This is a genomic window from Escherichia marmotae (assembly GCF_002900365.1).
GTDB classification, from domain to species: Bacteria; Pseudomonadota; Gammaproteobacteria; order Enterobacterales; family Enterobacteriaceae; genus Escherichia; species Escherichia marmotae.
Genome location: NZ_CP025979.1, coordinates 543781 through 562637, shown reverse-complemented (window position 1 = coordinate 562637; position 18857 = coordinate 543781). Strand labels below are relative to the sequence as shown.

The window sequence follows — 18857 nt, the reverse complement described above, 5'->3', positions numbered from 1 at the left end:
CTTAGCTGTGCGCGCCATGTAAATGACCCGGGCGCGATGGCGTAAATCCACGGCTGTAGCGCGCCACGCTTAAATCCTCATACGGGATAGCGGGCGTGCGACCAGAGAGCAGATCGCTTAACAACTGACCAGAACCGCAAGCCATCGTCCAGCCGAGCGTGCCGTGACCGGTATTCAGCCACAAATTTTTAAAGCGTGTACGCCCCACAACCGGCGTGCCATCTGGCGTCATCGGGCGTAGCCCCGTCCAGAACGTGGCCTGCTCAACATGACCGCCGCGCGGATAGAGATCGCGAACCACCATCTCCAGCGTTTCACGGCGCGGCTGTAGCAGTTCAGTATTAAAGCCAACAATTTCCGCCATTCCGCCGACACGGATGCGATTATCGAAACGTGTAATGGCAATTTTGTAGGTTTCATCGAGAATAGTGGACACCGGCGCACCATCTTCTTGTGCAATAGGAATGGTCAGCGAGTAACCTTTCAGCGGGTAGACCGGAATATCAACAATGCCTTTGAGCATCGCTGTCGAGTAAGAACCAAATGCCATCACATACGCATCGGCCTTAATCACTTCATCACCACACTTCACGCCATAGATCTGCTCACCGTCGCAAAGCAGTTGATCGACAGGCGTATTAAAGCGGAATTTAACCCCCGCCTGTTCCGCCATTCGCGCTAAATTCTGGGTAAAGAGCTGGCAATCGCCGGTTTCGTCATTGGGCAGTTGCAGGCCACCGGTGAGTTTGTGTGCCACTTCGGCCAGCGCTGGCTCCACTTCCGCCAGACGGCTGGATCCCAGTAGTTTGTACGGCACACCAGCATCTTCCAGAACGGCAATATCGCGAGTCGCGTTTTCATATTGTTGTTCGGTACGGAACAGTTGCAGCGTCCCGCCCTGCCGCCCTTCATACTGGATGTTAGTCTCAGCACGTAATGTTTTCAGGCAATCACGGCTGTATTCCGCCAGGCGCACCATCCGTCCTTTGTTTTCCATGTAGTGGCTGGTGTCGCAGTTACGTAACATTTGCCACATCCATTTCAACTGAAATTGCGTACCGTCGAGACGAACCGCCAGCGGTGCATGGCGCTGAAACATCCATTTAATCGCCTTCAACGGCACACCTGGCGCCGCCCACGGTGCCGCATAACCAGGCGAGATTTGCCCGGCATTTGCTGCGCTGGTTTCCAGGGCTGCTCCCGGTTCCCGATCAATAACGGTGACCTCATGTCCTGCCTGATTTAAATACCAGGCGCTGGCAACGCCTACCACACCACTTCCCAGTATGACAACTCGCATAGCCACTCCGATAACGGTAGATACAGTAAAAGAACAATAATCTAATTACATCTTGATAACCTAGATGAAAATATTATTCAACATATGGCTTTTTTATGGTGAGCTGGCTCACATCTCCCTGACGCTGTGGGAATATGCCGTCTTTGGTATCTCCTGCTGAAGGTGCTTTTTATCCAGCAGAAAATTCCGTTCAGAGGCTGATTATTGGCACTACGATAATAAGAAATCGCAAAGAAAAAAATTCTCCGGCGACGCGGTTTTTAACGGGTGTTCTATGCTTGAAATGAGGTCCTCCACACAGAGAGTACCGACAACAATGAGGTGCGCGTATGGCGACGATCGATTCTATGAATAAGGACACCACACGTTTGAGCGATGGACCCGACTGGACGTTCGAGCTGCTGGATATTTATCTGGCAGAGATAGACCGGGTGGCGAAACTCTATCGGCTGGATACCTACCCGCACCAGATTGAAGTGATCACCTCAGAACAGATGATGGATGCCTACTCCAGCGTCGGTATGCCGATTAACTATCCGCACTGGTCATTTGGTAAGAAGTTTATCGAAACTGAGCGCCTGTATAAGCATGGCCAACAAGGGCTGGCCTATGAAATTGTCATAAACTCTAACCCGTGTATCGCTTACCTGATGGAAGAGAACACCATTACCATGCAGGCGCTGGTGATGGCGCATGCCTGTTACGGCCATAACTCTTTCTTCAAAAACAATTATTTATTCCGTAGCTGGACCGATGCCAGTTCGATTGTCGATTACCTGATTTTCGCCCGCAAATACATTACCGAGTGCGAAGAACGTTATGGCGTTGATGAGGTAGAAAAGCTGCTGGACTCGTGCCATGCGCTGATGAACTACGGAGTGGATCGTTACAAACGCCCGCAAAAAATCTCGCTGCAAGAGGAGAAAGCCCGGCAGAAAAGCCGCGAAGAGTATCTGCAAAGTCAGGTCAATATGCTCTGGCGTACCCTGCCGAAACGCGAAGAAGAGAAAACCGTTGCCGAAGCGCGCCGCTATCCTTCCGAACCACAAGAAAACCTGCTCTATTTTATGGAGAAAAATGCCCCACTGCTGGAATCATGGCAGCGTGAGATCCTGCGCATTGTGCGTAAGGTGAGCCAGTATTTTTATCCGCAAAAACAGACTCAGGTGATGAACGAAGGCTGGGCCACCTTCTGGCACTACACCATCCTTAACCATCTGTACGATGAAGGGAAAGTGACCGAACGCTTTATGCTGGAGTTCTTGCATAGTCACACCAATGTGGTCTTCCAGCCGCCGTATAACAGCCCGTGGTACAGCGGCATTAATCCGTATGCTCTCGGATTCGCCATGTTCCAGGATATTAAGCGGATTTGTCAGTCACCAACGGAAGAAGACAAATACTGGTTCCCGGATATCGCCGGTTCTGACTGGCTGGAAACGCTGCATTTCGCGATGCGTGATTTCAAAGATGAGAGCTTTATCAGTCAATTCCTGTCACCGAAGGTAATGCGTGATTTCCGCTTCTTCACCGTGCTGGATGATGATCGGCATAATTATCTGGAAATTTCTGCCATTCATAATGAGGAAGGTTATCGGGAGATCCGTAACCGATTATCGTCGCAATATAACTTAAGCAATCTGGAGCCGAATATTCAGATCTGGAACGTGGATTTGCGCGGCGACCGTTCGCTGATTCTACGCTACATTCCGCATAACCGCGCTCCGCTGGATCGGGGACGTAAAGAGGTGCTGAAACATGTGCATCGTTTGTGGGGATTTGATGTGACGCTGGAGCAGCAAAACGAAGATGGCAGCGTCGAGTTGCTGGAACGTTGCCCGCCAAGAATGGGAAATCTGTAAAAAGTCCTCCTCATTTGAGGAGGACTCATTTTTGCCTGATGTGGCGTACAAAGTATCGAAAATTCAATATATTGCAAGAACAACGTAGGCCTGATAAGCATAGCGCATCAGGCAATTACGCGTTTGTCATCAGTCTGGATGGATTATCGCCCCTGAATGGCTAAATCACCTGGCAAGTTCTTCTGCATCCGGTGCCAAATCTCGCCACTCTCATGCCCATAGCGACGCACCGTTTCGTAAACCTGATCGTGCGCGCCTTCACTGCACAATGCCGACAGCTTGTGGTAGAAACCCAGCGCCAGACTGCGCGCTTCCGGATTAGCAAAATAGTGACGACCAATGCGCGTGTACAACCCTTTCATCCCGTTAATGATCAGGCCGTAAATCGGGTTGCCAGAGGCAAACGCCAGACCGCGGAAAATGTTGTAATCCAGATCAGCAAAAGCATCGGCGTGATCGGCCACTTCATTGGCGGTTGCCAGCACTTCCTGCGCTTTATCAGGGTGCTGACGAAACGCGGTGCGAATAAAAATAGTTGAAATATTGGTACGCACTGACAGCAAATTATCAATAAGTTGCGGCACACTTTCGTGGTCGAGTCGCGCCAGTGTTTCAAGGATATTTAAACCGGAGGTTTCCCAGAAATTATTCACCTTCGTTGGCTTGCCATGTTGAATAGTCAACCAGCCATCTCGTGCCAGTCGCTGCAACACTTCACGTAACGTCGTACGCGTTACGCCAATTAATTCTGAAAGTTCACGTTCTGCGGGCAAAATAGTCCCGGGTGGGAAGCGGTTATTCCAGATACTTTCAATAATGTACTCTTCCGCGAAACCTGCCGGGCTTTGCGCCTTAATGACCATAGTGAGATTTCCATAACACAGCAAAACAAAGTTGGACTCATCATACCAGAGGGCTAACTACGCTGATAGCAGACAAAAAGAAGAAAAAAGGGATCAGGGCTTCATTTTCCGCATCTCTTTCCGCTTGACTATCAAGACTTGCCTCACTCCTGCCTGGCCGTTAAGCTTTGCGTTCTAACATAAAAACATCATTTATTATTTGTAAGGTAAGGGAAACCATCATGGAGATCTCCTGGGGCCGCGCGTTATGGCGCAATTTTTTGGGCCAGTCACCTGACTGGTACAAACTTGCCCTCATTATTTTCTTAATTGTTAACCCGTTAATTTTCCTCATCAGCCCTTTTGTTGCTGGCTGGCTGTTGGTAGCGGAATTTATTTTCACCCTGGCGATGGCGCTCAAATGCTATCCGCTACTGCCTGGCGGCCTGTTGGCTATCGAAGCGGTATTCATAGGCATGACCAGCGCGGAGCACGTCCGTGAAGAGGTGGCGGCGAATCTTGAAGTCTTGCTGCTACTGATGTTTATGGTGGCGGGTATCTATTTTATGAAACAGCTATTGCTGTTCATCTTTACCCGCTTGCTGTTAAGCATTCGCTCCAAGATGCTGTTATCGCTCTCTTTTTGTGTGGCGGCTGCGTTTCTCTCCGCGTTCCTGGATGCCTTAACCGTAGTGGCCGTGGTGATCAGCGTTGCGGTGGGTTTTTATGGTATTTATCACCGAGTGGCTTCTTCCCGTGCCGAAGATACCGATCTGCAAGACGACAGCCATATCGACAAGCATTACCAGGTGGTGCTGGAGCAGTTCCGTGGTTTTCTGCGTAGCCTGATGATGCACGCGGGTGTCGGTACTGCATTAGGCGGTGTGATGACCATGGTCGGTGAACCGCAAAACCTGATTATTGCGAAAGCTGCTGGCTGGCATTTTGGCGATTTCTTCCTGCGCATGTCACCGGTAACCGTCCCGGTTCTGATTTGTGGTTTGTTAACCTGCCTGTTAGTGGAGAAAATGCGTTGGTTTGGCTACGGTGAAACGCTGCCGGAGAAAGTCCGCGAAGTGCTGCAGCAGTTTGACGATCAAAGCCGTAACCAGCGTACACGTCAGGATAAAATTCGCCTGATTGTCCAGGCGATTATCGGCGTCTGGCTGGTCACCGCGCTGGCGTTGCATCTGGCGGAAGTCGGCCTGATTGGTTTGTCTGTCATTATTCTGACTACATCACTGACCGGTGTCACTGATGAACATGCTATCGGCAAAGCCTTCACCGAATCTCTGCCATTCACTGCACTGTTGACGGTCTTTTTCTCGGTAGTTGCGGTGATTATCGACCAACAACTGTTCTCCCCAATTATCCAGTTTGTATTGCAGGCATCAGAACACGCCCAGCTATCGCTGTTCTATATCTTCAACGGTTTGCTGTCTTCCATTTCGGATAACGTCTTTGTGGGAACGATTTATATCAACGAAGCCAAAGCAGCAATGGAGAGCGGCGCTATCAGTATGAAGCAATATGAACTGCTGGCCGTCGCCATTAACACCGGGACCAACCTGCCATCCGTCGCCACGCCGAACGGACAAGCTGCGTTCTTGTTCCTGTTAACCTCCGCTCTCGCGCCATTGATACGTCTTTCTTATGGCCGCATGGTATGGATGGCTCTGCCCTACACCCTCGTACTGACCCTCGTCGGGCTACTCTGCGTAGAGTTTACTCTTGCTCCTGTAACTGAATGGTTTATGCAAATGGGGTGGATAGCAACGCTTTGATAACAACTTACCGGGTATATTCATGCCCGGTTTGCCTTTCCGCCCGATAATTGTTCAATTACATCCTATTTTTACTCCCTCCTGGTGGCGCAACGAATGAATTGGTTTAAACTGCGCATTCGATGCATATTGCAGGGAAATTATTATGTTGCGATTTTTGAACCAATGTTCACAGGGGCGGGGTGCGTGGTTGTTAATGGCGCTTACCGCTCTGGCACTGGAACTGACGGCGCTGTGGTTCCAGCATGTGATGTTATTGAAACCTTGCGTGCTCTGTATTTATGAACGCTGCGCGTTATTCGGTGTTCTGGGTGCCGCGTTGATTGGCGCTATCGCCCCGAAAACGCCGCTGCGTTATGTGGCGATGATTATCTGGTTGTATAGCGCGTTTCGTGGTGTGCAGTTAACTTACGAACACACCATGCTCCAGCTCTATCCTTCGCCGTTTATGACCTGTGATTTCATGGTTCGCTTCCCAGACTGGCTGCCGCTGGATAAATGGGTACCACAAGTGTTTGTCGCCTCTGGTGATTGCGCTGAGCGTCAGTGGGAGTTTTTAGGTCTGGATATGCCGCAGTGGTTGCTCGGTATTTTTGTTGCTTACCTGATTGTCGCAGTGCTAGTGGTGATTTCCCAGCCATTTAAAGCGAAAAAACGTGACCTGTTTGGTCGCTAATCAATCAGGCGCTCCTGCGGGAGCGCCTGTCTCGATTCATCCTGTCAATAATTCAATGCCAGATGCGACGTTAACGCTTTATCCGCTCTACGGCATTTCTGGCGGTGTAATCCCGAAGTGGTTCCACGCCCGCACTGTCGCCATACGCCCGCGCGGTGTACGCTGCAAAAAGCCTTGCTGAATCAAATAAGGTTCCAGCACATCCTCAATGGTTTCACGCTCTTCGCCAATGGCTGCAGCCAGGTTATCCAGGCCAACCGGACCACCGAAGAATTTATCGATTACCGCCAGCAATAACTTGCGATCCATATAATCGAAACCTTCTGCATCGACATTAAGCATATCCAGCGCCTGGGCGGCGATATCTGCCGAGATGGTGCCATCATGCTTCACTTCGGCAAAATCACGCACACGACGCAGCAAACGATTAGCGATACGTGGCGTACCTCGCGCCCGGCGAGCGACTTCCAGTGCGCCATCGTCACTCATCTCAAGCCCCATAAACCGTGCGCTACGACTGACGATATATTGCAGATCAGGCACCTGGTAAAACTCCAGGCGCTGCACTATACCGAAACGGTCACGCAATGGCGATGTCAATGAGCCAGCACGCGTGGTCGCGCCAATCAGGGTGAACGGTGGTAGATCGATTTTTATCGAACGCGCTGCCGGGCCTTCACCAATCATAATATCCAACTGGTAATCTTCCATCGCCGGATACAGCACCTCTTCCACGACTGGCGAGAGACGATGGATCTCATCAATAAACAGCACATCGTGCGGTTCAAGGTTGGTCAGCATTGCCGCCAGGTCACCCGCTTTTTCCAGTACCGGACCAGACGTTGTGCGTAAATTGACGCCCATTTCATTGGCAACGATGTTGGCTAACGTGGTTTTTCCCAGGCCAGGAGGACCAAAAATCAATAGATGATCGAGGGCATCGCCGCGCAGTTTCGCCGCTTTGATGAAAATCTCCATCTGCGAACGGACCTGCGGCTGACCAACATACTCTTCCAGTAATTTGGGGCGAATAGCGCGATCTACCACATCTTCCGGCAAGGTCGTACCGGCAGAAATCAGACGGTCTGCTTCAATCATCCTTTACCTCATAACGCGGCGCGCAGGGCTTCGCGAATTAATGTTTCACTGCTGGCATCAGGACGAGCGATTTTGCTCACCATGCGGCTGGCTTCTTGTGGTTTATAGCCCAGCGCCACCAGCGCAGCAACCGCTTCCTGCTCGGCATCGTCGGTTGCCGGGCTTGCCGGTGAGGTCAACACCAGATCGGCAGCCGGTGTAAACAGATCGCCGTGCAGGCCTTTAAAGCGATCTTTCATTTCAACAATCAGCCGTTCGGCAGTTTTTTTACCTATGCCAGGTAATTTCACCAGTGCTGCAGGATCCTCACGCTCAACGGCATTAACAAACTGCTGCGCTGACATACCAGAGAGGATCGCCAGTGCCAGTTTCGGCCCCACACCGTTGGTTTTAATCAGTTCTTTAAACAGCGTGCGTTCTTGCTTATTGTTAAAACCGTACAGTAACTGCGCGTCTTCACGTACTACAAAGTGGGTGAAGACTATCGTTTCCTGGCCCGCTTCAGGGAGTTCATAAAAACAGGTCATCGGCATATGCACTTCATAGCCTACGCCGCCCACTTCAAGTAACACCAGCGGGGGGTGTTTTTCCAGAATGATGCCTCTCAGCCTGCCTATCACATGACGCTCCTGCGTAATGAATCAAAGATAATGCTGTATGATAAAAAAATGCTGGATAGATATCCAGCGAAGGATGCAGAAAAATTGCGAGGCGTCTCGATGAACGGAGAATTGTCACTGCATAATTCATTCTCCAGGTCATATTGAAAGCAAATATTTTATATATTAAATATTCAGGTAAAAGACCCAAAAAAAATAAACTTGACTATACCTGCGATAAAAAATATTTTATGTTATTAAACATATTTAAATTTATTTCAATGGAATGATAAAGTGAATATTAATTATCCTGCTGAATATGAAACTGGTGATATTGTATTTACATGTATAGGTGCCGCATTATTCGGCCAAATTTCTGCCGCATCGAATTGCTGGAGTAATCACGTCGGGATCATTATCGGTCATGACGGCGATGATTTTCTGGTCGCAGAAAGCCGTGTTCCCCTCTCCACCATCACCACACTGTCCCATTTTATTAAACGTTCTTCTCACCAACGCTATGCCGTAAAGCGATTAGGTGCAGGGCTGACAGAACAGCAAAAACAAAGGCTGATAGAACAGGTTCCCTCTCGACTGCGCAAGCTCTATCACACCGGGTTTAAATATGAGTCATCTCGCCAGTTCTGCTCAAAGTTTGTCTTTGATATTTATAAAGAAGCATTATGTATTCCGGTAGGCGAGATAGAAACTTTTGAAGAGTTATTACACAGCAATCCACATGCAAAACTTACTTTCTGGAAATTCTGGTTTTTAGGCTCAATTCCGTGGGCGCGAAAAACCGTAACGCCAGCGAGTTTGTGGCATCATCCGGGTCTGGTGTTGATTCATGCCGAAGGAGTAGATACGCCTCAGCCTGAACTGACCGAAGCAGTATAATTTAACGCAGTCGCCCGCGAGCCAGATTCAGCCGCGATTCGCTCATCTGCATCGCATTCTGACTGATATGGCAGTGGGTGATGGCAATTGCCAGCGCATCAGCGGCGTCTGCCTGCGGGTTAGCGGGAAGTTTCAGCAAGGTGCGAACCATATGCTGCACCTGGCTTTTCTCGGCACTGCCAATACCCACCACGGTTTGCTTTACCTGGCGAGCGGCATACTCAAATACCGGCAATTCCTGATTCACCGCTGCCACAATCGCCACACCACGCGCCTGCCCCAGTTTCAGGGCAGAATCGGCGTTCTTCGCCATAAAGACTTGTTCGATTGCGAAATAATCTGGCTGGAACTGGGTGATGATTTCCGTCACGCCCGCATAAATGAGCTTCAGACGAGACGGTAAATCATCCACTTTGGTGCGTATGCATCCGCTACCCAGGTAGGACAGTTGTCTGCCCACCTGGCGGATAACGCCGTAACCGGTAACGCGTGAACCCGGGTCAATGCCGAGAATAATCGCCATCACGCGTCTCCGTTTTGTTGTTTAGCCGGCCTCATCAGAGGGTCGCTGCAACCTCATCAGAGATCTCACCGTTATGGTAAACTTCCTGCACGTCGTCGCAGTCTTCCAGCATATCGATCAGACGCATCAGTTTCGGTGCGGTTTCTGCATCCATATCAGCTTTGGTTGACGGGATCATAGATACTTCCGCGCTATCTGCTTTCAGACCTGCCGCTTCCAGAGCGTCGCGTACTTTACCCATCTCTTCCCATGCGGTGTAAACGTCAATCGCGCCGTCATCATAGGTCACAACGTCTTCAGCACCTGCTTCCAGCGCCGCTTCCATAATGGTGTCTTCGTCACCTTTCTCGAAGGAGATCACACCTTTTTTGCTGAACAGATAAGCCACGGAACCGTCAGTACCGAGGTTGCCACCACATTTGCTGAATGCGTGACGCACTTCAGCAACGGTACGGTTGCGGTTGTCAGAGAGACATTCAATCATGATTGCAGTGCCGCCAGGACCGTAACCTTCGTAGATGATGGTTTCCATGTTCGCATCATCATCACCGCCCACACCACGTGCAATTGCGCGGTTCAGGGTGTCACGGGTCATGTTGTTAGACAGTGCTTTATCAATGGCAGCACGCAGACGCGGGTTAGCATCCGGATCGCCACCACCCAGTTTAGCTGCGGTCACCAGCTCACGAATGATTTTAGTGAAGATTTTACCGCGCTTAGCATCCTGCGCAGCTTTACGATGTCTGGTGTTGGCCCATTTACTATGACCTGCCATAAAAATATCTCCAAAATAACTATACACTTGATCCTTCAGGCTGCCTGCGTTAGCGGCTCTCGTTTACCACCTTGATACAGCTCGAAGGATTTTGTGTATACGCCTTCTCAGGCTAAGTTAATTACAAATTGTTCAATCGCCTGTCGGTTGCTCCACGACTTAGTAAGCGCCGCCGCAGCGGGCGCATCAAGCCATTGGTATGCCAGATGTTCAGTAAAAACAATCTGGCGCTCGTGTGGTAGCGCAAGACAGAACCATGATTCCGTATTACGCGTCACGCCCGGCGCATAGCGATGACGCAAATGTGAAAAAATTTCAAACTCTACCGTGCGCTGACAGTCAATTAAGGTCAGTTGTTCAGCAACAACATCAATGGTGACCTCTTCCTTTACTTCGCGCATGGCAGCTTGCGGCGCGGTTTCCCCCTCCTCCACACTGCCGGTTACCGACTGCCAGAAGTCAGGATCGTCACGCCGCTGTAACATCAGCACCCGTTTCGTATCTTGTGCGTAAATGACCACTAAGATCGAAACGGGGCGCTTATACACTTTATCCTTCACGCTGTCTCTTCGTTGGCTGCTTTCGCTCATCCCATTCACATAGTTATCTATGCTCATGGGAGTTCACTCAGTTGCCGCCTCGATGCACCGCAAATGATTTCGTGTATTTTATTCATATCAGTTATTCTCAGCCTTCTTGACAACCTGAATGCTCAGCTCAGCCAGTGCAGTCGGGTTGGCAAAGCTCGGGGCTTCAGTCATCAGACACGCTGCCGCCGTTGTTTTCGGGAAGGCGATAACGTCACGGATGTTGTCGGTGCCGGTCAGCAGCATGGTCAGACGGTCAAGACCGAATGCCAAACCTGCGTGCGGCGGCGTACCATATTTCAGGGCATCGAGCAGGAAGCCGAATTTCTCGCGCTGTTCTTCTTCGGTGATACCCAGAATGCCAAACACCGTCTGCTGCATATCACCATTATGGATACGCACAGAGCCACCGCCCACTTCGTAACCATTGATGACCATATCGTAAGCGTTCGCCACCGCATTTTCCGGTGCCGCTTTCAGCTCGGCGGCAGTCATGTCTTTCGGTGAGGTGAACGGATGGTGCATTGCCGTCAGGCCGCCTTCGCCATCGTCTTCAAACATCGGGAAGTCGATAACCCACAGCGGTGCCCATTTGCTTTCGTCGGTCAGGCCGAGATCTTTACCGACTTTCAGACGCAGTGCGCCCATCGCGTCGGCAACAATTTTCTTGTCGTCGGCACCGAAGAAAATCATATCGCCATCTTGTGCGGCGGTACGATCCAGGATGGTTTCGATGATTTCAGCGTTGAGGAATTTCGCTACCGGGCTGTTGATACCTTCCAGACCTTTCGCGCGTTCGTTGACTTTGATGTAAGCCAGACCTTTCGCGCCGTAGATTTTGACGAAGTTACCGTATTCGTCGATCTGCTTACGGGTCAGCGATGCCCCGCCCGGAACTCGCAGAGCAGCAACACGACCTTTCGGATCGTTCGCTGGCCCCGCGAATACCGCAAACTCAACGGATTTCAGCAGGTCGGCAACGTCGGTCAGTTCCATCGGGTTACGCAGATCCGGTTTATCAGAACCATAACGGCGTTCAGCTTCCGCAAAGGTCATTACCGGGAAATCGCCCAGATCTACGCCCTTCACTTCCAGCCACAGATGACGCACCAGGGCTTCCATGACTTCACGCACTTGCGGCGCGGTCATGAAAGAAGTTTCCACATCGATCTGGGTAAATTCAGGCTGACGATCAGCACGCAGGTCTTCGTCACGGAAACACTTAACGATCTGATAGTAGCGGTCGAAACCGGACATCATCAGCAACTGTTTGAACAACTGCGGAGACTGCGGCAGCGCGTAGAATTTACCTTTGTGCACACGAGACGGCACCAGGTAGTCACGTGCGCCTTCCGGCGTCGCTTTGGTCAGCATCGGAGTTTCGATGTCGAGGAAGCCGTGGTCATCCATAAAACGGCGCACCAGGCTAGTAATTTTAGCGCGCGTTTTCAGGCGTTGAGCCATTTCCGGACGACGCAGGTCGAGGTAGCGGTATTTCAGACGCGCTTCTTCGGTGTTGACGTGGTTAGAGTCAAGCGGCAGAACGTCTGCGCGGTTGATGATGGTCAGCGAAGACGCCAGCACTTCGATTTCGCCGGTCGCCATATCGCGGTTGATATTTTTTTCGTCACGCGCACGCACGGTGCCCGTTACCTGAATGCAGAACTCATTACGCAGTTCGGAGGCCAGCTTTAACGCGTCCGCACGATCCGGATCGAAAAATACCTGCACGATACCTTCGCGGTCGCGCATATCGATGAAGATCAGGCTACCAAGATCACGACGACGGTTGACCCAACCACACAGAGTCACCTGCTGCCCCACGTGGGACAAACGGAGCTGTCCACAATATTCTGTACGCATGAGATATCCCTTAACTTAGCTGCCGGCGGATGTCCCCTGCTGCGCAGGTGACCTAAGTCGCAGCGTTAGCTGTATGTCACAACTGAATGAAAAAAGGCGGCTATTATACTGGAAATTCTGCCGCACCGTAAGAGTCTGGCCCGCTCTGGAACGACTCGTTACCACTTTATATCAGGCCTGGAATCAGACTCTACCCTTGTTTGCTATAAAGGTGTTGCCTGAACACATAAAAATTAACAAAATTTGTCATCCTGCCATCGGCTAATCGCATTAAGGTGAGAGGTACGATTTTGTTTTATCAGGAGAGATCATGCTTGAGCTTAATGCTAAAACCACTGCGCTGGTGGTGATTGATTTACAGGAAGGCATTTTGCCTTTTGCCGGTGGCCCACATACTGCCGAGGATGTTGTTAATCGCGCCGGAAAACTGGCGGCGAAATTTCGCGCAAACGGACAGTCCGTATTTCTGGTGCGCGTCGGCTGGTCTGCCGATTATGCCGAAGCATTGAAACAGCCGGTTGATGCGCCTTCGCCTGCCAAAACGTTGCCGGAGAACTGGTGGCGGCATCCTGCGGCGTTAGGTGCAACTGACAGCGATATTGAAATCATTAAACGTCAATGGGGTGCGTTTTACGGTACGGATCTGGAGTTGCAATTACGCCGTCGTGGCATTGACACCATTGTCTTGTGTGGGATTTCAACCAATATCGGCGTTGAGTCCACCGCCCGTAACGCGTGGGAGTTAGGGTTTAATCTGGTGATCGCTGAAGACGCCTGTAGCGCCGCCAGTACCGAACAGCACAACAACAGCATCAACCATATCTACCCGCGTATTGCCCGTGTGCGTCGCGTGGAAGAGATCCTCAACGCGTTATGATTTATATCGGTCTGCCGCAATGGTCGCATCCAAAATGGGTGCGGTTGGGGATCTCCAGCCTGGAAGAGTACGCCCGCCATTTTAACTGCGTGATACGGGATTTTTTAAAATCACTAAAGAACGCCCAAGAGCATGTGTTTTCTTTAGCAGAATCAAAGCGTTGAATTGCTATGTCATATGAAAATCGGCAAAGTTCATATGTAACAAAGTGTCCCAATCATGCCCCACAACAAATATTTTTGCCCCATGCATGCCCCAAAAAATCACTTTCCCTCACTCTTGACACTGTTTATCCATACAGTTAAAAATAATACTGTATGTAAATACAGTGTAGAGGGATTTTTATGCGTATTGAAATCTGCATAGCCAAAGAGAAAATGACTAAAATGCCAACCGGTGCTGTGGATGCGTTAAAGGAAGAATTAACCCGACGCATCAGTAAACGTTATGACGATGTAGAGGTGATCGTAAAAGCCACCAGCAACGATGGCCTTTCTGTTACGCGCACCGCCGATAAAGATTCAGCTAAAACTTTTGTTCAGGAAACTCTGAAAGATACCTGGGAGTCTGCTGACGAGTGGTTTGTTCACTAATTAGCACGTAAAATCAGTAACGGCTGGAAATCATTCAATACTCGCACTATCAGAAGTTCACCAGCTAACCGCGGTACGTTCTTGCATACGACGTGCCGCGGTTTTCTTTACAATTTATAGCTGTATTGGTGAATTATGAGCAATCTGAACCCATACATGACATGTGGCGCCTACTGTGCATTTTTCCGCGTCTCTTTTTACTGGGCCAAAGTCAATGATGCTGAAGGTACTATCCCCTCCAAACTCACTGAACAATTATCATCTTTTCACCGATGCATGAGCGACACAAAACTCCCGATGTATTTCCCCTGCAGGAACGCCAAGCAAAAATTCCTGCTGCACGATATATGAAACTCGATCATCCACATATGCAGATAATTCACCATGCTGGGAAAAAACGATAAAGTTAACGAATAATATCATTGGTGTTACTTCTCTCTTCCCTCCTGACAAGGGATTGTGACATTGCCGCTATTGAGAATGCATTCGGCAGAACATTCAAATATGAAGCACGATGTTTAACTAACCGAAAAAGAAGGACAATATGGTGCAAACGCACGATTCGCCCTAAAAAACAGTATCGTTTTTTAACAGCAAAATCACTTCGTTTTTTTAAATTAGCAATATGAATTTTAAGGCTGAAGCACCCCATTACACCTTATTATTTCCTGACACAACAATTTCTCACGATATTCTCCTTTCTGCGAGGCTATTATGCTCCCTGTTAATAATACAACACCATCAACTGAAAGCATTTGTTTTTCCAGGACCTCATTAATTAACAACATACACCATCATTATCTTTCTGAATGGGCCGAATGGGCTGAAATCGGCTCTCCCGGTGAAAACAGGGCATTAGCCTTAGCGCGATTAAAGCTGTGCCTGGAGAATAATGAAGAATCTCTGGATCTATCCTCATTGAATCTAACATCTCTCCCTTCATTGCCTGAACATATAGTGTCACTCAATGTTGACAACAATGCTTTAACTTCACTTCCCCAGTTACCTCCTGCCCTTGAAAAAATGGAGGCATCGTTTAATCAGCTGACCACTCTCCCTGAATTACCGGCGTCATTGACAGTCCTTGTCGTGAGTGGCAATCATCTGTCCACACTGCCTGAATTGCCATCGGCTCTGGAAGGGATTAAGGCTTACGGAAATCAGATATCAGTGCTTCCTGAATTACCGGCGTCATTGACAGCCCTTGACGTGAAAGGCAATAAGCTGTCTACCCTGCCTAAACTACCTGTATCACTGACAGGCCTTGTCGTGAGTGACAATCGCCTGTCCACACTGCCTGAATTGCCATTGGTTCTGGAAGGGATTAAGGCTTACGGAAATCAGATATCAGTGCTTCCTGAATTGCCGGCATCATTGAAAGTCCTTGACATGAGTGGCAATCGTCTCTCCACACTACCTGAACTGCCTGTATCACTGACAGGTCTTGATGTGAGCGACAATTGTCTGTCCACTCTGCCTGAACTGCCTGTATCACTGACAGGCCTTGTTGTGAGTGGCAATCGTCTGTCCACTCTGCCTGAATTGCCACCGGCTCTGGAAGGGATTAAGGCTTACGGAAATCAGATATCAGTGCTTCCTGAATTGCCGGCATCATTGACAGTCCTTGACGTGAGTGGCAATCGTCTGTCCACACTGCCTGAACTGCCATCTTCTCTTAAAGATATCTCTGTAGGAGAAAATCAGTTAACCATACTTCCTACATTACCATCATTGCTGAAAGCACTCAGAGCCGGAAGTAATCACCTGTCCATACTGCCTGAATTACCGGCATCACTGGAATATCTTAATGTAGACGATAATCACCTAACCACGCTTCCCGCATTACCCGCCATGCTGGAAATTGTCAATGCAGGGAATAATGCGCTGGAAAGTCTGCCGGATTTTCCTGTAGAACAGCGTTCAGGCGCGAGAGTGTACAGGTTCAGCCACAACCGGCTCACAACTGTTCCGGAAAACATACTCAGCCTCAGCCCAGAGAGTACTGTCATTATCGCGGAAAACCCCCTGTCTTCCCGGACAAGACAAACGCTGTTAAGACAAACGACAGGACTAAACTACCGGGGACCCCAGATTCATTTCTCCATGAGTGACGAACAACAGCATACGTCTGTTCGTCCCCTCCCTGAGGCTGTGGCCGCCTGGTTCCCGCAAAACAAACTATCTGATGTATCACAGATATGGCTTGCTTTTGAACATGAAGAGCACGCCAACACCTTCTCCGCATTCCTTGACCGTCTGGCTGACACGGTCTCCGCCCGTAATGCACAGGGATTCCGTCAGCAGGTCTCTGCATTCCTGGAAAAACTCAGTACCTCTGCGGAGCTTCGACAGCAGTCTTTCGCTGTTGCTGCTGATGCCACAGAGAGCTGTGAGGACCGTGTCGCGCTCACATGGAACAATCTCCGGAAAACCCTCCTGGTCCATCAGGCATCAGAAGGCCTTTTCGATAATGACACCGGCGCTCTGCTCTCCCTGGGCAGGGAAATGTTCCGCCTCGAAATTCTGGAAGACATTGCCCGGGATAAAGTCAGAACGCTCCGTTTTGTGGATGAGATAGAAGTCTACCTGGCCTTCCAGACCATGCTCGCAGAGAAACTGCAGCTTTCCACTGCCGTGAAGGAAATGCGTTTCTATGGTGTGTCGGGGGTGACAGAAAATGACCTCCGCACTGCCGAAGCCATGGTCAGAAGCCGTGAAGAGAATGAATTTACGGACTGGTTCGCCCTCTGGGGACCATGGCATGCTGTACTGAAACGCACGGAAGCTGACCGCTGGGCACAGGCAGAAGAGCAGAAGTATGAGATGCTGGAGAATGAGTACCCTCAGCGGGTGGCTGACCGGCTGAAAGCATCCGGTCTGAGCGGTGATGCGGATGCGGAGAGGGAAGCCGGAGCACAGGTGATGCGTGAGACTGAACAACAGATTTACCGTCAGCTGACTGACGAGGTACTGGCCCTGCGATTGCCTGAAAACGGCTCACGCCTGCACCATTCATAATCACATCGCATAAACCGCAGACCGGACTGATTCCGGAAAAACGCAGGCCCGAATCCCCGGGCCTCATTAATCACTCTGGTTTATCCGGCCAGTCAGGAGCTGCGGTGCCCACTCGACTGACCAGAACGCTGTAGCGTTCCCATGACTCCAGTCGTGCGCGTTCCTCATCCGTTGCCATATTCAGCCTGACAGCGCGCTCCAGTTGCCGAATAACGCTTTCCGCTTCGGAAAGTAACGCGGCCTTTTGTGATTCTGCCTGTTGTTGCTGTTCGTCTGCCGTATAAATCCGCTTAACCACAGCTCCGTCCTTAAACATCCACTTCCCTGAATCATCGGCACGGCGATTAGCTGTAATATCAGGAACTTCAACGACGCTATAGCCTTCAGGGTTAAGTGTGGAGGCATCTTTGGTGATGGCGACAATAATATTATTTTCGTCGTAAACCATTTTTATTGTGTCTGACTGAAAGTTCTTCACTTCCTCATACCAGTTTTTCCCGTCTTCAGCGTAAAGCCAGATGACTCCGTGCTTCTTTGTTAACTCATACTGTTCCAGTGTTTTAGCGTTACCCGCTTTTATGTTCTTTAAGTGCATCATATTAAACGCTCGCTACGTTATACCAGGTGCCATTAATCAGTTTTTGCAGCGGTCGGTAATACACACCGTTAACGTTATCCGCTGAGTTACGGTGGGTATCCGATATCGATATCCCTGACAGCCCGTGTCCCGAAGGTGCGCGAAATGTCCACGAAACGGTGTTACTGCCAGGGGTGTAATACATTTCGGAACCATAACGCACATCCTGCACGCCGCCATTTCGCTGCTGATAGCGGGCATCGAAGTTTCCGTAATTTAACGGAATTACCTGTCCGTTTACGGTGAACGTGATGCTGTTATCTGTATTCCTCTGACTGTAAAAATGCCAGCCTGAATCATCGCCAAGCTCTGCAACAACAGGCCTGGATGGATTACCCCATAAATTAAACGTTGCGTTTTTCGTGGAGTTGTTGGCGCTGGATAACGTAAATTTTTTAGCATTTCCGGCCTGAATATTTTTTAACGCTATTGCCACACCATTCTGGAAACGAAATACACGCTGTCCATTCGCATAAACATCCAGAATGCCGTCGCCATTTTGTTTCAGCCCGGTATCGTTATCCCCGAAAGCAATTGAGTTTCCGCCCAGCGCGTTCTGAACGCCGATACCCAGCGCACCATTGACCTGAGAACCGCCGCCAACAGACACTTTATGCGCCATGGATATTTCACCCGTCCGCAGATTAATAGTGAACGGTCGAAGTGGACCAATATCGCCATTCTCGCCCTGACCTTCACTGGTAGGGATAAGGTGCAGGCACTCTTCCGAGCGACGAAAAATCAGGCCAAAGGCTTCGTTGAAAATCCTCAGCGCATTAACACCACGGATTTTCAGCTCCCCGGTCATGGTGTCGCCATCACGCTGAACGGCATTTTTTGCCTTATCCACCGTGGGTTTTAATCCGAGGTTTTCAACAGCCTCATCCCTGTCTTCCACATCCGAAAGGTTATTTTTTATCAGCAAT

At 49.9% G+C, this 18857-nt stretch carries 17 protein-coding genes and 4 pseudogenes; 10 read left to right on the top strand and 11 right to left on the bottom strand.

The features are described from left to right. Position 1: 1 nt before the first annotated feature. Positions 2–1300 (bottom strand): D-amino acid dehydrogenase, encoded by a 1299-nt coding sequence (gene dadA, locus C1192_RS02975; protein ID WP_001266919.1) that lies wholly within the window; start codon positions 1298–1300, stop codon positions 2–4. Between the two features lie 329 nt (positions 1301–1629). Here dadA and C1192_RS02970 point away from each other — a divergent pair, with 329 nt between their 5' ends. Next, positions 1630–3162 (top strand): SpoVR family protein, encoded by a 1533-nt coding sequence (locus tag C1192_RS02970; protein WP_000190867.1) that lies wholly within the window; start codon positions 1630–1632, stop codon positions 3160–3162. A gap of 143 nt (positions 3163–3305) precedes the next feature. On the opposite strand, the gene fadR is transcribed toward C1192_RS02970, so the two are convergent. Next, on the bottom strand, positions 3306–4025 hold the full coding sequence (gene fadR / locus C1192_RS02965; protein WP_001516543.1) for a fatty acid metabolism transcriptional regulator FadR: 720 nt from the start codon (positions 4023–4025) through the stop codon (positions 3306–3308). 221 nt (positions 4026–4246) lie between these two features. On the opposite strand from fadR, the gene nhaB reads away from it, so the two are divergent. Both nhaB and dsbB read left to right on the top strand, forming a co-directional pair. Further along, complete coding sequence (nhaB, locus tag C1192_RS02960; protein ID WP_038355946.1) at positions 4247–5788, top strand: Na(+)/H(+) antiporter NhaB; 1542 nt, start codon at positions 4247–4249, stop codon at positions 5786–5788. 145 nt (positions 5789–5933) lie between these two features. Then, on the top strand, positions 5934–6464 hold the full coding sequence (dsbB, locus tag C1192_RS02955) for a disulfide bond formation protein DsbB (protein ID WP_000943467.1): 531 nt from the start codon (positions 5934–5936) through the stop codon (positions 6462–6464). Positions 6465–6551: 87 nt separating this feature from the next. Here dsbB and ruvB read toward each other — a convergent pair whose 3' ends face one another. Together ruvB and ruvA are read right to left on the bottom strand one after the other, a co-directional pair. Further along, the gene (ruvB, locus tag C1192_RS02950; RefSeq protein WP_000568526.1) at positions 6552–7562 is read right to left on the bottom strand and encodes a Holliday junction branch migration DNA helicase RuvB; all 1011 of its coding nucleotides are present in this window, start codon (positions 7560–7562) and stop codon (positions 6552–6554) included. Positions 7563–7570: 8 nt separating this feature from the next. Beyond that, a complete protein-coding gene (gene ruvA / locus C1192_RS02945; protein ID WP_038355945.1) occupies positions 7571–8182 on the bottom strand; it encodes a Holliday junction branch migration protein RuvA in 612 nt (203 codons plus the stop codon). A 273-nt stretch (positions 8183–8455) separates the two neighbouring features. Between ruvA and C1192_RS02935 the strand changes: the two genes are divergently transcribed. Then, complete coding sequence (locus C1192_RS02935; protein WP_001024955.1) at positions 8456–9058, top strand: YebB family permuted papain-like enzyme; 603 nt, start codon at positions 8456–8458, stop codon at positions 9056–9058. Between the two features lies 1 nt (position 9059). On the opposite strand, the gene ruvC is transcribed toward C1192_RS02935, so the two are convergent. The 4 genes from ruvC to aspS form a co-directional block, all read right to left on the bottom strand. Beyond that, positions 9060–9581, bottom strand: coding sequence for a crossover junction endodeoxyribonuclease RuvC (gene ruvC / locus C1192_RS02930; RefSeq protein ID WP_001516546.1), 522 nt, complete (start codon positions 9579–9581; stop codon positions 9060–9062). Between the two features lie 34 nt (positions 9582–9615). Next, on the bottom strand, positions 9616–10356 hold the full coding sequence (locus C1192_RS02925) for a YebC/PmpR family DNA-binding transcriptional regulator (RefSeq protein ID WP_000907234.1): 741 nt from the start codon (positions 10354–10356) through the stop codon (positions 9616–9618). A gap of 107 nt (positions 10357–10463) precedes the next feature. Next, a complete protein-coding gene (gene nudB, locus C1192_RS02920; protein ID WP_010375688.1) occupies positions 10464–10916 on the bottom strand; it encodes a dihydroneopterin triphosphate diphosphatase in 453 nt (150 codons plus the stop codon). Positions 10917–11033: 117 nt separating this feature from the next. After that, the gene (aspS, locus tag C1192_RS02915; protein WP_038355944.1) at positions 11034–12806 is read right to left on the bottom strand and encodes an aspartate--tRNA ligase; all 1773 of its coding nucleotides are present in this window, start codon (positions 12804–12806) and stop codon (positions 11034–11036) included. Positions 12807–13116: 310 nt separating this feature from the next. Between aspS and C1192_RS02905 the strand changes: the two genes are divergently transcribed. The 3 genes and pseudogenes from C1192_RS02905 (at position 13117) to C1192_RS02900 (ending at position 14276) form a co-directional block, all read left to right on the top strand. Continuing rightward, entirely contained in the window at positions 13117–13683 is a 567-nt protein-coding gene (locus C1192_RS02905; RefSeq protein ID WP_000891641.1) for a hydrolase, read from the top strand. Further along, a pseudogene (locus tag C1192_RS25590) lies at positions 13680–13775 on the top strand (DUF72 domain-containing protein); the annotation flags it as partial. The gene C1192_RS02905 and the pseudogene C1192_RS25590, both read left to right, overlap by 4 nt. Positions 13776–14027: 252 nt before the next feature. After that, positions 14028–14276, top strand: coding sequence for a DinI-like family protein (locus tag C1192_RS02900; protein WP_001217553.1), 249 nt, complete (start codon positions 14028–14030; stop codon positions 14274–14276). Here the strand turns inward: C1192_RS02900 and C1192_RS25585 are convergent. After that, positions 14273–14353: pseudogene (locus tag C1192_RS25585) on the bottom strand (capsid protein); the annotation flags it as partial. The gene C1192_RS02900 and the pseudogene C1192_RS25585 overlap by 4 nt on opposite strands. An 86-nt stretch (positions 14354–14439) precedes the next feature. On the opposite strand from C1192_RS25585, the gene C1192_RS26015 reads away from it, so the two are divergent. The 3 genes and pseudogenes from C1192_RS26015 to C1192_RS02885 form a co-directional block, all read left to right on the top strand. Continuing rightward, a complete protein-coding gene (locus tag C1192_RS26015) occupies positions 14440–14556 on the top strand; it encodes a ferredoxin (protein ID WP_370567100.1) in 117 nt (38 codons plus the stop codon). Between the two features lie 434 nt (positions 14557–14990). Next, positions 14991–15077: pseudogene (locus C1192_RS26010) on the top strand (hypothetical protein); the annotation flags it as partial. A gap of 723 nt (positions 15078–15800) precedes the next feature. After that, positions 15801–17294: pseudogene (locus C1192_RS02885) on the top strand (NEL-type E3 ubiquitin ligase domain-containing protein); the annotation flags it as partial. 70 nt (positions 17295–17364) lie between these two features. Here the strand turns inward: C1192_RS02885 and C1192_RS02880 are convergent. Then, positions 17365–17892 carry a tail fiber assembly protein gene (locus tag C1192_RS02880; protein ID WP_103194769.1) on the bottom strand — a complete coding sequence of 176 codons (528 nt, stop codon included), beginning with the start codon at positions 17890–17892 and terminating at the stop codon, positions 17365–17367. Position 17893: 1 nt separating this feature from the next. Next, complete coding sequence (locus C1192_RS02875) at positions 17894–18856, bottom strand: phage tail protein (RefSeq protein WP_370567099.1); 963 nt, start codon at positions 18854–18856, stop codon at positions 17894–17896. Position 18857 lies beyond the last annotated feature (1 nt).

Coding starts and splice junctions, on each gene's coding strand:
- dadA (WP_001266919.1), bottom strand. CDS start 1,300: ATGCGAGTTGTCATACTGGGAAGTGGTGTGGTAGGCGTTGCCAGCGCC.
- C1192_RS02970 (WP_000190867.1), top strand. CDS start 1,630: ATGGCGACGATCGATTCTATGAATAAGGACACCACACGTTTGAGCGAT.
- fadR (WP_001516543.1), bottom strand. CDS start 4,025: ATGGTCATTAAGGCGCAAAGCCCGGCAGGTTTCGCGGAAGAGTACATT.
- nhaB (WP_038355946.1), top strand. CDS start 4,247: ATGGAGATCTCCTGGGGCCGCGCGTTATGGCGCAATTTTTTGGGCCAG.
- dsbB (WP_000943467.1), top strand. CDS start 5,934: ATGTTGCGATTTTTGAACCAATGTTCACAGGGGCGGGGTGCGTGGTTG.
- ruvB (WP_000568526.1), bottom strand. CDS start 7,562: ATGATTGAAGCAGACCGTCTGATTTCTGCCGGTACGACCTTGCCGGAA.
- ruvC (WP_001516546.1), bottom strand. CDS start 9,581: ATGGCGATTATTCTCGGCATTGACCCGGGTTCACGCGTTACCGGTTAC.
- C1192_RS02925 (WP_000907234.1), bottom strand. CDS start 10,356: ATGGCAGGTCATAGTAAATGGGCCAACACCAGACATCGTAAAGCTGCG.
- aspS (WP_038355944.1), bottom strand. CDS start 12,806: ATGCGTACAGAATATTGTGGACAGCTCCGTTTGTCCCACGTGGGGCAG.
- C1192_RS02905 (WP_000891641.1), top strand. CDS start 13,117: ATGCTTGAGCTTAATGCTAAAACCACTGCGCTGGTGGTGATTGATTTA.
- C1192_RS02900 (WP_001217553.1), top strand. CDS start 14,028: ATGCGTATTGAAATCTGCATAGCCAAAGAGAAAATGACTAAAATGCCA.
- C1192_RS02880 (WP_103194769.1), bottom strand. CDS start 17,892: ATGATGCACTTAAAGAACATAAAAGCGGGTAACGCTAAAACACTGGAA.